The sequence below is a fragment of the Marinilactibacillus sp. XAAS-LB27 genome (assembly GCF_036039175.1).
Taxonomy (GTDB): Bacteria; Bacillota; Bacilli; order Lactobacillales; family Carnobacteriaceae_A; genus Marinilactibacillus.
Genome location: NZ_JAYXKP010000001.1, coordinates 321,827 through 336,628, shown reverse-complemented (window position 1 = coordinate 336,628; position 14,802 = coordinate 321,827). Strand labels below are relative to the sequence as shown.

At 36.7% G+C, this 14,802-nt stretch carries 8 protein-coding genes; all 8 read right to left on the bottom strand.

Going from position 1 to position 14,802, the window contains the following annotated elements; all coding sequences use genetic code 11:
* Positions 1–26: 26 nt before the first annotated feature.
* Entirely contained in the window at positions 27–3,836 is a 3,810-nt protein-coding gene (addA, locus tag VXN63_RS01515; protein ID WP_327756207.1) for a helicase-exonuclease AddAB subunit AddA, read from the bottom strand.
* Positions 3,836–7,453: a PD-(D/E)XK nuclease family protein gene (locus VXN63_RS01510; RefSeq protein WP_327756206.1), complete on the bottom strand. Its 3,618-nt coding sequence runs from the start codon at positions 7,451–7,453 to the stop codon at positions 3,836–3,838. Before VXN63_RS01510 ends, addA begins: the two co-directional genes overlap by 1 nt.
* An 80-nt stretch (positions 7,454–7,533) precedes the next feature.
* On the bottom strand, positions 7,534–8,763 hold the full coding sequence (pepT, locus tag VXN63_RS01505; RefSeq protein ID WP_327756205.1) for a peptidase T: 1,230 nt from the start codon (positions 8,761–8,763) through the stop codon (positions 7,534–7,536).
* A 65-nt stretch (positions 8,764–8,828) separates the two neighbouring features.
* Positions 8,829–9,947, bottom strand: a complete 1,119-nt coding sequence (locus VXN63_RS01500; protein WP_327756204.1) for a Nif3-like dinuclear metal center hexameric protein — start codon at positions 9,945–9,947, stop codon at positions 8,829–8,831.
* Entirely contained in the window at positions 9,944–10,645 is a 702-nt protein-coding gene (locus VXN63_RS01495) for a tRNA (adenine(22)-N(1))-methyltransferase (protein WP_327756203.1), read from the bottom strand. Before VXN63_RS01495 ends, VXN63_RS01500 begins: the two co-directional genes overlap by 4 nt.
* Positions 10,646–10,777: 132 nt before the next feature.
* Positions 10,778–11,395, bottom strand: coding sequence for a 50S ribosomal protein L25 (locus VXN63_RS01490; RefSeq protein ID WP_327756202.1), 618 nt, complete (start codon positions 11,393–11,395; stop codon positions 10,778–10,780).
* Positions 11,396–11,576: 181 nt separating this feature from the next.
* Positions 11,577–12,710: an RNA polymerase sigma factor RpoD gene (gene rpoD / locus VXN63_RS01485; RefSeq protein ID WP_327756201.1), complete on the bottom strand. Its 1,134-nt coding sequence runs from the start codon at positions 12,708–12,710 to the stop codon at positions 11,577–11,579.
* 20 nt (positions 12,711–12,730) lie between these two features.
* Entirely contained in the window at positions 12,731–14,620 is a 1,890-nt protein-coding gene (gene dnaG, locus VXN63_RS01480; RefSeq protein WP_327756200.1) for a DNA primase, read from the bottom strand.
* Positions 14,621–14,802 lie beyond the last annotated feature (182 nt).

Below are 14,802 nucleotides of genomic sequence, written 5' to 3'. Positions count from 1 at the left end.
ATATACGGGACTTCGCTTTTTTGTGTTTAAGGAATGAGGACGATTTCTGTAATATCTAACAAAACGAGATACGTCTCTTTCACCGGTTTCTTCAAGATGGCTTCCAATGCCTGTCGATAAAGTCGAAGTTGACCACTATATTTCTCTAACATTATTTGTTTTGGGTCTTCAAATCTTTGAATCTGATCTGTTTTGTAATCAAATAAGATTAATCCATCGTCTTCTTCAATATACCCATCAACGATACCATGGATAAGAATTTGGTCTGTCTCCTTTTCCATATCCATAAAGAGCTCACTTGCTTCAAGAATCAGCGAAAAAGGTACTTCTCTGCGTACGCTTTCTGATAAATTGACGATTTTCTGACCGAAACTTGTTTCAAAGAAACGGACAAGTTGTTCAACTCGAACAAGCGGAGCCATTTCTTCTGATAACACTTCTTTTTCAACAAGAGTCTGAATATGTTCTTCAAGAAATTCTTTTGTTGGCAAGCTATCTATTCTTAAGGATTGTAACACTAAATGCGTTGCCTGCCCTATTTCTGCAGGACTCGGTTGAAGAACTTCTGATATAAAAGCTGGACGTTCTAGTTTTTCTTCAACGTATCTGTAAGAACTCCTAGGATTCGTGACATCAATTTTCATCATTTGCCCATCATTTGGTTCCTCAAATAACCGTTTGATTTCAGAAACTGATTGGTAACTTGTGGTTAAAGTTGCTGTTTCATGTGCATAATTAGATTGAATTAAATGAATCGCATTATCCAATGCTTTTCTGGTTTCTTTCTTTTCTTCCCATTTAAGTTCTTTATTTTTAAATGATGTAAACCAATTTGATTTTTCTTCCGTTTGAAGATTCTGTAGTTGAGTTTCCAGATCATTTTGATTTTTAAAAGAAACGTTGAATTCAACTGGATGATGAACAATTTCATTGTTTGCAGAAGGTAACCAGTTTTCATGATCAATACTACCATGCCTTGCTAAACTCATACCTATCCAGTGCATATAACTAGAAGCTTGCAAGCGGGCATCTGCGGGTAGTACAGTTGCTTTATGTGCACTGACTGTTCCCCACTCTTTCATAGCAGCCTCTTTATCTTTATAAGAACCGATTAAGAATAATTTTTGTTCAGCTCTGGTTAAGGCAACATAAAGAACGCGCATTTCTTCAGAAAGCAGTTTATTTTTTTTGTGATTTTTTAAAACACGCTCTGGCAAGGTTGTGAATCGACCGTTAGGAAAAAGAGCATCCTCTTGTACTTCTTTGTATTCCGCACCAACACCGAATTTTTCATCAAAGACATAAGGTTTTTTAAGATCAGTCTGATTGAATCTTTTTGACATATCTAATACAAATACGACTGGGAATTCAAGTCCTTTACTAGCATGAATGGTCATCACTCTAACGGCGTCTTCTCCGTCACTAACCACAGAAGGTTCAGCTAGATCTTTATCTTTTTTCTGCATTTTTTCAATAAAGCGTATAAACTGAAATAATCCTTTGAAACTAGTCTTTTCGTAAGCAGCTGCACGCTCGTAAAGCGCGTGTAAATTGGCTTTTCTTTGCTTACCTGAACTCATGCCTCCTACGTAATGCAAAAAGCCTGTGTCTTCATAGATAGTCCATATCAGTTTAACGATTGGCTGCCTTCTAGATAATTCTCTCCAGCGCTCAAGGTTTTCCATAAACTCCATTAATTTTAGTTGGAGATGTCGATTACTTGGTTCTTTTTCTTCCTGACGAATAAACTCAAGTAAGGATTCAAAGTAAGGTGACGTCGTATTCATTAACCGAATTTTCGTAAGATCAATTTCATTCAAACCTACTATAGGAGATCTTAAGACCGCAGCCAAGGGAATATCTTGCCAAGGATTATCGATAATATTAAGCAAAGACATCATAATGCTAATCTCAGTTGTTCTGAAATAGTTTTGTGTATCTTTAATGGCTGTAGGTATGCCTAACTGTTTATTGAAAATATCTTGAATCACGAGATTATTTTTTTTGGTTGGTGTTAATAAAACAATATCTTTATAGGTTAACTGTCTATTTTGCTTAGTTTTTTTATCGTAGATCTGAAAACCTGACTGCATAAGGTCCAATATCTTCTCTCCAACCATTAACAATTCACCTTCAGCTTTAGAGTCAATCTGGAAAGTTTCGGAAACATCTTCAAAGTCCGTTATTTCTTCACTTTGATTTTCACTGTCATCTATATTCTTTTCATAGATAAGTACTTCTGTCTCACACTGAAGATCCTTTGGAAAAGCATGAAAGCCTTGTTTTAAACGAGCAGATTCGTCGTACGCTAAGTTCCCTACTTCTTTATCCATTAATTGTGTGAAAATGTAATTCGTAAAGTCCAGTACGTGATGATTAGAACGAAAATTCTCCGCTAGAATAATACGTTCACCTTCTTCTCCCGATTCATAGCGCTCATATTTTTCGATAAACAGATCAGGATTAGCTAAACGAAAAGCATAGATGGATTGTTTAACGTCCCCTACCATGAATTGGTTGCCCTGTGTTTTAGAATCACTGGTTAACCATTTCAAAAGACTTTCCTGAAGGAAGTTAATATCTTGATATTCATCGACCATAACTTCCTTGAAACAACTTCGGTAGTAGTCAGAAGCTTCAGAAGGTCCAATTGTTCCATCATCCATTTTTTGAGTTAATATCTGGAACGTGAGATGCTCTAAATCATTGAAATCCAGTAATCGACGATCATATTTGTGGCTCTGAAAAGCATCTGAGAAAAGTCCAGTAACTCTTGCCATTTCTTCTACCAGTGTATTGACGGAACCCATTAATTCAATTTGTTTTGAGATAGGAACGCTGAAAAATTCTTCTTTCAAACGATTGTAAACCGATTTATATTGATCTCTAAAAGCTTTCATCTCATTGGCTGCTTCTTTAACTTCGTCTGGAGTCGTTTTTTTCCTAGGAGCAGACCATGTCTGGAATTTAAACGTTTCTAGCATCTGATAGGTCTCGTCTAATTGACCGTTCATAATGTTTTGTTGAACTTCTTTGAAGTGGTTTTTCTCTGTTTCTAAGATAGCAATGACTTTAGATAGTTCCTCGTCTCCGTTGCTGATCATCAAGGCATTTTCATTAAGTTCGATAAATAGATCAACCATTTGAAGCATTTGAGGTCTAGCTAGTTTTTCGAAGAGCTGACTTTTTTCTAATTTACCTTCTTCGATTGTATAAAGTCTTGTAAGTTCTTCTAGCCATTTTTTCGGATCTGGATTTGACCTTGAAAAATTATAAAGAGAAAAAATAAGTTCCGTTAATCCATCATCCGAACGGTCATTGGAGTAAGTAGCTGCTAGTGTCTTAAAAAGCGTTCCATCCTCACCGTAAAGTTCTTCCCTTAGATCATCCCACACATCTTCTTTCATCAAAATATTTTCAGTATCATCTGTCAACATTCTAAATACAGGATCCAAATCGATTAAATAATAAAATCTTCTAATCACTTTCAGACAGAAGGCGTGTAAGGTAGAGATATTTGCCTGATTCAGTAGAGGCAGCTGACGAACAAGATGCTGCTGAAGGTGTGTATCTTTTGTGTCGCTGATTTCTTTTTGAATGGCAACTTGAATACGTTCCTTCATTTCTTTTGCAGCAGCGTTGGTATACGTTACGACAAGCAACTCATCAACACTGACTCTATTCTTTATTTTTTCAATCACTCTCTGTACAAGAACGGTTGTTTTTCCAGAACCAGCTGAGGCTGAGATCAATAGATTTTTTCCTTCGTCATGAATAGACCGCCACTGACTGTCCGTAAACAAGCTAGACTCAGGTTTTTTCGGTAAGATCTTCATTATATAGACTCCTCTCCTGGAATAATCAGTTTATTAGAAATTCGGTGAATCAATTCTTTCTTATCTGGAATATCTTCAAAATGACGATAATTATTTTCTTCAAGTAAAACGTCAAACTGTGAAATAGCTTTATAAGGTCCACTTACAGAAGGTGTGAATTGTCGTTTTTCAATAAAAGGCATCAACATATTTTTACCGGTCAGAATCTGGTTCCCTGCGTCAATAATCAACTTTCGATTATGCTTCATTAGAAGATCCAGTTCTTCAGTTGTGATCAGACCTCTCCCTTTGAGAGTTCCATTCTTTAACTGGTTGATTGGATAGACAAGAGAATGACTACCGGCTTCAAGGGTTAAATCTAGGTTACTTAAGATCTCTTCATCATTGATTGCAAGTCCATTCAATTTAAATTCTTTCAGTAGTGCGCTCATCCACTCTTCTTCATTTGCTTCTTTAGACTTGAGATAAGGATTCTTTACTTGTGCATAAAAAGCACCAGCTGGTTTGGCTTGTTGGCCTAATAATACTGGAGAAAATTCAACAGCTGTATCCAGATATGTGATCATCTGCATCATTAAACCATAAAAAAGTTCATCATATTTGAAAGAATGCTGACTAGATTTATAATCCACTATGCTCAAATACAAATTATGATCTACTTCCATTGTATCGAGGCGATCAATCTTACCACGGACGTGGATTTGGCCACCGTTATTCAACGGGAAAGCCAATCCTGGTATACCACTAGTATTACCAATTCGGCCGAATAGAATTTCAGATTTTTTAGGGGTTGAATGACTACGTTTGTTTTGCTTGCTGATCGCCCACATCATTCTCTTTACCGTTTTACCTAATTGATCTCTTATGAACTGCATTCTATTAGACATTGAAAGTAAGCGGAACTGATTTTTTTCGTAAAGTTCGTTTAGAGCCTCATCTGTTAGCCTAGCAAGTGTTTGTTCATCAAGATCCTTAACGCTTAAATCTCGAGATACAATCAGTTTAAAGATAGAATCCAACGCATCATGGAAGAAATTGCCGGTTTCAGTCGGTGTCAGTTCTTGGATAGAACGCTCTTTTAACCGAAGACCATATTGCAAGAAATGACTGTATGGATCAAGGTAAAAGCTTTCTAACTGCGAGACAGAAAGATAAAGGTCTTTCCCGTAAAGCTGTTCAGCCAAATCATTAGTCAATGGTACCGGAATATTCTTATGATCTAGACTATTAAATACTCTGTTCTCAAAGAAGCTTTCTTTATCTCGAAGTTTTTCGTATAAACTGAGCCAAAATATATTAGGGAGAGTATCCTGATCGATACCTTCTCTTAAAATGGTATTTAATTGACCAATTGTTTGTTTTCTAGAACCTATAAAAGGCATAATTTTATCGAAATCTTGATCATAGATTAGATGGCTGTCAGCAAGTTTCGATTGAATAGGGACAGATAGATAATCGGATATTCTTTGGATATAAGGACTAATACGGTTATCCGTGCCACTTTCTTGTTTGACTGGAAAGCTAAAAATTAGCTTATCTGAAGCATTCATAAAAGCTCTATAGGCTGCTAACGGTTCAGAAGCCATCATTGACTGAGTGGCTGGGGATAGAAATCGATCCATTGGCAAAACAGACTGAATCTTTTCACGATCTTCATCGGTCAAAATTGAGTCATTTTCACGATTCATTGGTAATACTTGATCGGTCATTCCCAGAATGAAAACAACTTTTTTCGTATGGACACGTTCTTTGTCGAAACTGGTCAGCATAACTTGATCAATGCTCGGCGGTACGATACTGTAAGTCGCTTGTTCAAATCCTGTTTCTAATATCGTTAGAAACGAATCAATCGACCATTCTTCGTCCCCCAGCACATCGACAAACTCATCTAACATGTTCATAAATGTGCCCCAAACTTGTTCATGTTTCCGCGCTTCTACAAGGTCTCCGTTTTCCAGTGACTGATCGCGCCAAAATAGGATTTGATCATCTATCCCATTATTGACTAAAAATTGATAAAGAAGTCTTGCAGCATCTCGATTGGTTTTAGCTTTTTGGACTCTTTTAAAGAAAGGAAGTAAGGTTTCTCTTACAATCACTCTAACTTTATTAGCCGTTGCTTGAGTTTGTTTGTCAGAATCCAATTGTTCTTCCATATCTTCAATCTGAAAGCGAGCATAGATCCATTCTTGATCTCTAGTCCATGCTGTCCCTTCGTATCCGTAAGCGAGCATGACGTTTTCTGTCAAATCCACTTCTCTTCGCCAATCTGAATGAGCTTGCTTCAAGTAACTGATTCGAAGCTCTACATCCGTTGGTATAGTCGTATCTTTGAGATGAGGTACAAATAATTCGGTTCTTAAAAAGCGCATCACATCTTCATATCTCCAATTTCTCTTGAAGATCAGTAAAAGACTTTGAATGAGCTCAACAAGTGGATGACCGGACATTGTGTCTGCTTCATCAATAAATAGTGCGATATCATTTTCCTGAAACGTCGGTTCAATGACTGTTTTATAAGACTCAATGGCACGACTCATAATCATAATATCTTTATAACGATACCCTTCTTGCAAAACCATTTTTCTAATTCTATTGGCTACATGAAGGATTTCGGCTTGCTTTGTTTCTGCACCCCAAATTTCAATACACTCGTCCATTTCAATCCTATGATCAGGGATTCTAATCGCTGAGCCAACAGAACTCTTGATCCAGAAATCCTCCAAATGATTGATTTCTTCACACCTTTGATCACTCACTTCTGTTAGCAGGCGATCATTCAAAACGGGTAGGCGCTCTTGCAACGCATGTTGATAGAGTCGGTAATATGTCATACCCGTTTCATAGAATAAGTGTGTCAGTTCAGGGGGCTCAACAGCGTATTTCTGATCTAGAACGAGTGAAACTACAACGTTTTTGCAAGACCGTATCAATTCTATCAGGAGCTCTTGTTCTTGAGCTGAAAAATTTTGGTAATGGTTAATATAAATCGTTGTATTAGACATATCTCGATTTTTAATTTCTTCAATCAAGACTTTAATGATATCTTCTTTTTCGATATATTGGTTTATCAGTTGTTCATTAAATGACTGAAATAATAACTGAATGTCTGCAATTTTCTGTTTGAAGTCATTACCTCTAGTAGCATCCGATTCTTCAGCACCAGACAATTTTTCTAAATCTTCGATATTAATTCGTCCATTTCTCATTTCCATGAAAAGTGAAGTCAGCTTTTCAATAAAACCCTGCTGCGTGCTTTCGCCTCTGAATATACTGAGAGAGGTCTCATTGTCTTTTACAAGCTTTCTTACAAGCATAGAGAGTCCGGTTTCTGTTAACTGAGTCTGATTGTATATCGCATTATCCTGTAAAAAATACCAGGCTAATCGACTAATACTGAACACTTGGAGATTGATCATACCTGTGTAGTCTTTTGGATTCTCTTGAAGGCTTTTTAAATATTGAAGTACGGTGATTTCCGTCTCGAACTTTATATGATCGGGTACGAGATAAAATACTTGGGTAGTAGAATCTTGATCCATTATCTCTTTCATCTCGCTGATCAAAGCTGTTTCTTTTTCAGTATGTGCTCTACCAATAACAAATTGAAGACTCATGCAATACTCCTTTCTAATCTCTGAATAGTAAAAAGAAAGACAGATACCTTTTGACAAGATACCTATCTCTTTTTTTAACCTTATTTAGTACGAGTCAATTTAATGATTTCAATAATGACATCCGTTGCTTTTTCCATACTTTCTACCGCAACAAATTCGTAACGACCATGGAAGTTTTCTCCCCCAGCGAACAAGTTTGGAGTGGGAAGTCCCATAAATGAAATTTTCGAACCGTCTGTTCCACCTCGAATTGGTTTAACGTCTGGTTCAATACCTAAGTTGCGCATAGCTTCATCAGCGATTTCGACTGATCGCATGTCTTTTTCAATAATTTCTCTCATATTATAATACTGATCTTTTAGTGTTAAAGTGATTCTTTTTTGGTCAAAACGTTCATTCATCTCTTCAACAATAGAAGTTAGTTTCTGTTTCTTTTCCTCAAATAATTCACGACTGTGATCACGGATAATATATCCCATCTTAGCTTCTTCAACAGTACCTTCAATCCCTAGAAGATGATAAAATCCATCTCTACCGTCCGTTTTTTCAGGTACTTCTTCTTGTGGGAGCATAGTATCTAATTCAACAGCCAACTTTAATGCATTGATCATGGTGTCTTTAGCCGTTCCTGGATGAACGTTCTTACCTTGAATAAACAAATCTGCAGAAGCTGCATTAAAACTTTCATATTCAAGTTCACCAACAGGTCCACCGTCTACAGTATATGCGAAGTCAGCTCCAAAATGATCCGTATCGAACAAGTCAGCTCCAGTGCCTATTTCTTCATCTGGGCCAAAAGCGATTTTGACTTTACCATGTTCGATTTCAGGGTGATTCAATAAGTATTCAACAGCACCGATAATTTCTACGATACCTGATTTATCATCAGAACCGAGTAATGTATTTCCATCAGTTGTAATTAACGTCTGACCTACATAGTTTTTCATATTTGGAAAATCTTCTGGTGATAAGACAATAGACTTTTCTTCGTTTAAAACGATTTTTTGTCCATCGTAATTTTCATGGAATTGAGGTTGGATATTTTCGGCATTAAAATCTGCGGTATCAATATGTGCAATGAACCCAACAGTTGGAACGTCTTTATCCGTATTCGTTTCTAAAGAGGCTGTTACAAAGCCGTTTTTCTCATTGAATTCAATTTCGCTTAGGCCAATTTCTTTTAAGTCTTCCATAAGCATTTTTGAAAAATCAATTTGTGACTGTGTAGATGGAACAGTCGCGCTTGATTCATCAGAGCGCGTATTGATTTTTACATATTTGATAAAACGATCAACTAATTGACTAGACATTTTTTCATTCCTCCAGATTGATTATAGGATCTATTTTACACTATTTCGAGTTTAAATACTTTCAATTATTTGAAATCAAAAACATCTTTTTGAGAAGACACTTCAATAATTTCCAGATCCCACTCTAACGAATCTTTCCATGTATTGAGTACTTCAGACATTTTTGAAATAAAAATCGATTCAATAAAATGTCCAGGGTCAATGACATCCATTCCATCTCTTAACATATCTTGCGCTCCATGGTAAGAGACATCTCCAGTAATGAATAAAGTGACACCTTTTCTTTGAGCTTCTTTATAGTAGTCTTCTCCAGAACCACCAAATATAGCGACTTTTTTATGTTTTCTTGAGAGATCATAGCTACTATATCTTAAGTGATCAACATTAAAAGCAGATTTTACTGATGAAATCATTTCTTCAGTCGTCTGGTTCATTGTTCCAATCCTACCGTAACCAAATGTTTGTTTTTGGTTTTCAATCGTATACAAATCAAAAACAGGTTCTTCATAAGGATGTGCTTGAACAAGAGACTGTAAGATAGCTGACGTTTTATCTTCTGGAAACATCATTTCAATCCTGACTTCATCGACAGACTTCTGCTGATTGATCTCGCCTCTATTTGGTTCTGCTCCTTCCTGGGGTGTGAAATGACCTGTTCCAGCTATATCATAAGAAACATCTTTGTAGGCTCCCACTTCGCCTGCACCTGCAGCATGCATAGCTTGTCGAACCGTTTCAGATGAATCTTTAGGAACGAATACTGCGATTTTTTTATAAGCTGCCTCATATACTTCAGAAACAATCTCTCTTTCTTTAGGAAAATTCAAAGCATCCGCAAGCCACTCATTCATTCCGTATTCAGCGGCATCTATATTTGTATGAGCAGAGTACACCGCGATATCAGACTGAATTAATTGAATAAATTCTTTTCGACGACTATCTTCATCATTCAAAGTTTTCAAAGATTTAAAGATAGCGGGATGATGCGTCAAAATAAGGTCAACTTCATGACTTTCAGCTTCTTTAATGGTGTGCGCATCTACGTCTAGCGCAATAAGCACTTTCTTGACAGTCGTTTCTTTTGAACCAAACGATAGTCCGATTGGATCCCAGTTTTCCGCTAGGTGAGGCGGTGCAAATCGTTCCATCTCATGTATGATATCTTGGACTTGAACCTCTTTCACTGAATCGTCTCCTCTATGATAGTAATTTCTTTGTTTATTTTAGATTTTTTATCTGCATCTGGTTGGGCTGATTTGTTTAGTTGTGCAAGAATATAGTGAAGCTTATCTAACTCTTGAAGCCACTTTTTCTTAAATACATCTGTTTTATTTGATAACTGAAAAGGACCAAAGGTTAATTCATGGTCGGTGTACGTGACACTTTCAGAGCTTGGTTCAGCAACAATAATCTCGTAAATCTTGTCATTTTCTTCTACGATTTCTTCAGCTACGATTTTGTAACTTTGATTCATTAAAAATGTGCGTAAGGTTTTTTCACCGACGTTTGGTTGAAGAACTAAAGTTTCTGTTCTACTAAGTTTTTTCTGAGACAGACCTCTATCCAAAATATCTCTGATTAGAGCGCCGCCCATTCCACAGATAGAAATGGCTGTAATCTGATCGTCTAATTGAATAACTTCTACTCCATCTCCAAATCTAACCTCAATTTGATCTTCAAGATTTCTTAGTTTCACTTCATTCAATGCTTTTTCAAAAGGCCCTTTAACAACCTCTCCAGCAACAGCAAACGAGATTGCTTCGCGCTGCACTAATGCACAAGGAAGATAGGCATGATCAGAACCAATATCTGCTAACCTCGCATTCTCTGGTATATAAGAAGCTACACGTTCTAGTCTTTTTGATAATTGTACAGATTCCATCGGGCACCTCTTCTAATTTCTTATACTCTAAAGTACAGTCATTTATGTAAGTTTCAAAATCGATTTTAAAAAAGAAAACCCGCGAGGGTCAATTGACCACTCACAGGTTATTCAGAGTCTTTTTTCTGAAAATTATTCAGAATCTTCTTTAGATTCACCGATAACTTCTGGTTCAGGCATTTCGTCTGAAGTTTCAGTAGTTTCTTCTTCAACTGCATCTGGAGCTGAGATAGAAACAACTGTTGAGTCAGCGTCAGTTAATAATGTAGTTTCAGAATCCAACTCGATATCGCCAGCAGAAACGCTGTCACCGATAGTCATTTTAGAAACATCTACAGTGTACTCAGAAGGTGCTTTAGCAGGAGCTACATCAACTTCTAATTCAGAGATAGATTGAGAAACGTAACCTTCGTCAATTGATTCTTCACCAGTAATGTATACAGGGATTGACATAGTAACTTTTTGTCCTTTAGTGAACGCAAGTAAGTCAACGTGGAACAAGATTGGTTTGATTGCTGCAGACTTTTGTTCTTTAACGAATACTTGGTAAGTTTCGCCTTCAACGTCTACTTCAAAAACTCCGTTTGATCCAACTTGACGAAGAGTATCTTCTAATTCTTTCTGGTTAAGCAATACAGAAACTGTATCTACGTCTTTACCGTAAATCGCTGCTGGTACTTTACCTTCATTTCTTGCTTTCTTTGATGCTGATGTACCTGTTTCAGTACGTTTAGTAGCTGTAATTTTCATTTAAGTTCACCTTCCAAATTATATTATAAGTAATTAACTTATGATATTTCTATGCATTAACATAAGTATTATACCAAATTCTACAGCGTAATACAAAAACAAACGTCCATTTAACGAGAAATGCATGAAAAAAAGACAGAAACCGCTAAAACAGCAGCTTCTATCTCATCAAATTTTCAGATTATTCTAAAAAGTCTTTCAATTGTTTCGAACGACTCGGGTGACGTAATTTTCTTAAAGCCTTAGCTTCGATCTGTCTGATACGTTCTCTGGTTACACCAAATACTTTACCGACATCTTCAAGCGTTCTTTGACGACCATCATCTAGACCAAATCTTAATCGCAATACATTTTCTTCACGATCAGTTAATGTATCTAGTACATCTTCCAATTCACTTTTCAGCAATTCATATGCAGCGTTATCTGAAGGACTTGTAGCTTCATTATCTTCAATAAAATCACCTAGATGAGAATCATCTTCTTCACCGATTGGTGTTTCAAGAGAAACTGGTTCTTGAGAGATTTTTAGGATATCTCTTACTTTTTCAGTAGGAAGATCCATCTCTGCTCCGATTTCCTCTGGAGTCGGTTCACGTCCAAGATCCTGAAGTAACTGACGCTGGATACGAACCAATTTATTGATGGTTTCAACCATATGAACAGGAATTCTGATTGTTCTAGCTTGATCGGCAATCGCACGGGTTATAGCTTGACGAATCCACCATGTAGCATAAGTTGAGAATTTAAACCCTTTTTCATAATCAAATTTTTCTACAGCTTTCATTAGCCCCATGTTACCTTCTTGGATCAAATCAAGGAAACTCATCCCTCTTCCAACGTAACGTTTCGCAATGGATACAACTAAACGCAAGTTGGCTTCTGCTAATTCTTGCTTAGCGATGATATCGCCTGTTTCGATTCGTTTAGCTAGTGCAATCTCTTCTTTAGCACTTAAAAGATCTACTCTACCAATTTCTTTAAGATACATTCTGACCGGATCATTGATTTTGACCCCCGGTGGCGCAATCATCTCTTCTTTTTTAGCTTCTTCGACAATTTCTTCTTCTTTGTCTAATTGTTTAGCTAATGGATTACCATCTTCGTCGACGACGCCAATACCTTCGTCTTCAATTTTTTGAATCAATTCATCCATTTGATTTTTCTCAAGTTCAAAAGGTTCTGCCAGTTTGTCAGTCAGTTCAACATAAGAAATGGTTTGATCCATTTTTTTCTTTGTTTCTTTGATAACGGCTTTGAGAGCTGCTTCGTAAGTTTTGTTTGATTGATCTTTAAGTTCTTCCTTTTTTTTGGCCATAGAATGGTGTGCCTCCTGATTTACGCTTCTTTTACAGCTTTTAGCTGACGATTGATATTGATAATTTCTATTGTTAGAGAGGTCTGTTTTTGCTTGTCACCACTGCGCTCAGCTTCTTTTAATTCTTCTCGCTTTAATTGAAGCTTTGTGACTAGGGGTGATCGATTAGATAAAACGTCTATATAGTCCTCAATTTCTCCTGGAACAAGTTCTTCCCCAAGGTCCATCCAAAAAATTTCAGTGGCTTTCTTTTTGTGTTCAGAATCTTTTATGAAATCCAAAAAGGCTTCTACATTGTGCTCACCCTTCTCCTTGAAATACGATTCATATAAGAGATAAAGGATTTGGTAGTGCTCATCCGGAAATGAAAAATCATAAGAAAGTCCCTGTAGTGTATACCATACCTCATCATGATAGAAAAGTCTATTTAACAGCATTTTTTCCGCTTGTTCAACAGTCGTTTTCTTTACCTTGTTCTGTCGTGTGATTTGAAGCGAACTTGATTCACTTTTTCGCTCCACTTGCTGTTGCTTGAGTTCTTTTGTTCTAGATTTTTGTGTTTCCATTAAATATTGCTGGAATTGTTCTTTTAACGTATCTTGAGATACGTTAAATTCTTTAGATAACTGATTGAAATAAAGTTCTCTTTCAACGGGGGAATTGACCACAGTCATTTCTTTTAACACTTTTTCAATATAAGATAACCGTTCGCTTTCGTTTTTTAAATTGATTCCTGACCGGAAGTATTTCATCAGGAAACTCATAAACGTATCTCGCCCGTGTAGTAAAAACTCTTTGTAAGCTTCTTTTCCTCTGGAGCTAATGTAATCATCAGGATCCAGTTTCTCGGGAAAACTCGCAATATCTATATCAAAATGTGTCTGTTCCAAAAAATACTCAGTAGCTCTTTTCGTAGCATCAAGACCTGCTTGATCACCATCGTAAGCAATGACCACTTTATCTGTTACTCGATCCATTAGCTGAATCTGTTCGTTTGTCAAACTCGTTCCCATAGAAGCTATTCCATTTTTTACTCCTGCCTGCCAGGAAGAAATAACGTCCATAAAACCTTCAAAAAGATACACTTCACTTTCTCGCCTTATACTCGCTCTCGCTTTATCATAATTAAATAAAACGCGTCTCTTATTAAAAATTTCCGTTTCAGGACTGTTGACGTACTTAGCTGAATGAAAAGGTTTTTCAGTAGTGTTCTCCTTGGTAGGATCTTCAAATATCCTACCTGAGAAAGCAACCGTGTTTCCTTTGTCATCTCTAATGGGAAACAGGATTCTGCCAGAAAACCGATCTAAGAGCTGACCATCATCTCGGTCAGAAAATAAACCCGTTTGTGGAAAAAGAGCATGCTCCAACTCTTCTTGATTGTCTAGATACAGTTTTAAAGCATTTCTTTGAGGAGGAGAAAACCCTAGCTTGAATTCTTCTATGGTTTCCTTTTCCATCCCTCGGTCAATCAAGTAATTATAAGCTGCTTCCCCAACTTGAGTGTTCATAAGAACATGGTGATAAAATTCCTGAGTCTTTTCGTAGATTGCAAGGAGTTTACCATAGCGACTATCTCCGCTTGGCCTAGACTGATGTGCCTGTTCTATAATTTGCTCATCAATATGAATCTCAGCAATCTCTGCAGATTTTATGACGGCTTCTGGAAAAGACACACCTTCTATTTCCTGTATAAAAGAAAAGACATTTCCACCTCTGCCACAACTGAAGCAGTGAAAGATTTGTTTCTTTTCGTTTACTGAAAATGAGGGCGTTTTATCATCATGGAAAGGACAGTGGGCAAAATGATTCTGCCCAGATTTTTTTAATTGAACATACTGTGAAACAACATCGACGATATCAGACTCTTCTCTAATCTGAGTAATCGTTTCCTCTGGAATACGGACCATAAACGGTGACCTCCCTTCACAAGTTATTCAAATGCACATATAATTTATTCAAAGTGCTAAACACATTTAGCCTATTTTAATCAACCAATAGTATATCACAGATGACTAAAAAAGCAAATTCCCTCTATATAGAAAAGAATTTGCCCAATAACACATATTTATTAAATTATTAACTGATTAAT

Excerpts from the sequence above, each read along its gene's own strand:
- addA (WP_327756207.1), bottom strand. The coding sequence starts at position 3,836 with ATGAAGATCTTACCGAAAAAACCTGAGTCTAGCTTGTTTACGGACAGT.
- VXN63_RS01510 (WP_327756206.1), bottom strand. The coding sequence starts at position 7,453 with ATGAGTCTTCAATTTGTTATTGGTAGAGCACATACTGAAAAAGAAACA.
- pepT (WP_327756205.1), bottom strand. The coding sequence starts at position 8,763 with ATGTCTAGTCAATTAGTTGATCGTTTTATCAAATATGTAAAAATCAAT.
- VXN63_RS01495 (WP_327756203.1), bottom strand. The coding sequence starts at position 10,645 with ATGGAATCTGTACAATTATCAAAAAGACTAGAACGTGTAGCTTCTTAT.
- VXN63_RS01490 (WP_327756202.1), bottom strand. The coding sequence starts at position 11,395 with ATGAAAATTACAGCTACTAAACGTACTGAAACAGGTACATCAGCATCA.
- rpoD (WP_327756201.1), bottom strand. The coding sequence starts at position 12,710 with ATGGCCAAAAAAAAGGAAGAACTTAAAGATCAATCAAACAAAACTTAC.
- dnaG (WP_327756200.1), bottom strand. The coding sequence starts at position 14,620 with ATGGTCCGTATTCCAGAGGAAACGATTACTCAGATTAGAGAAGAGTCT.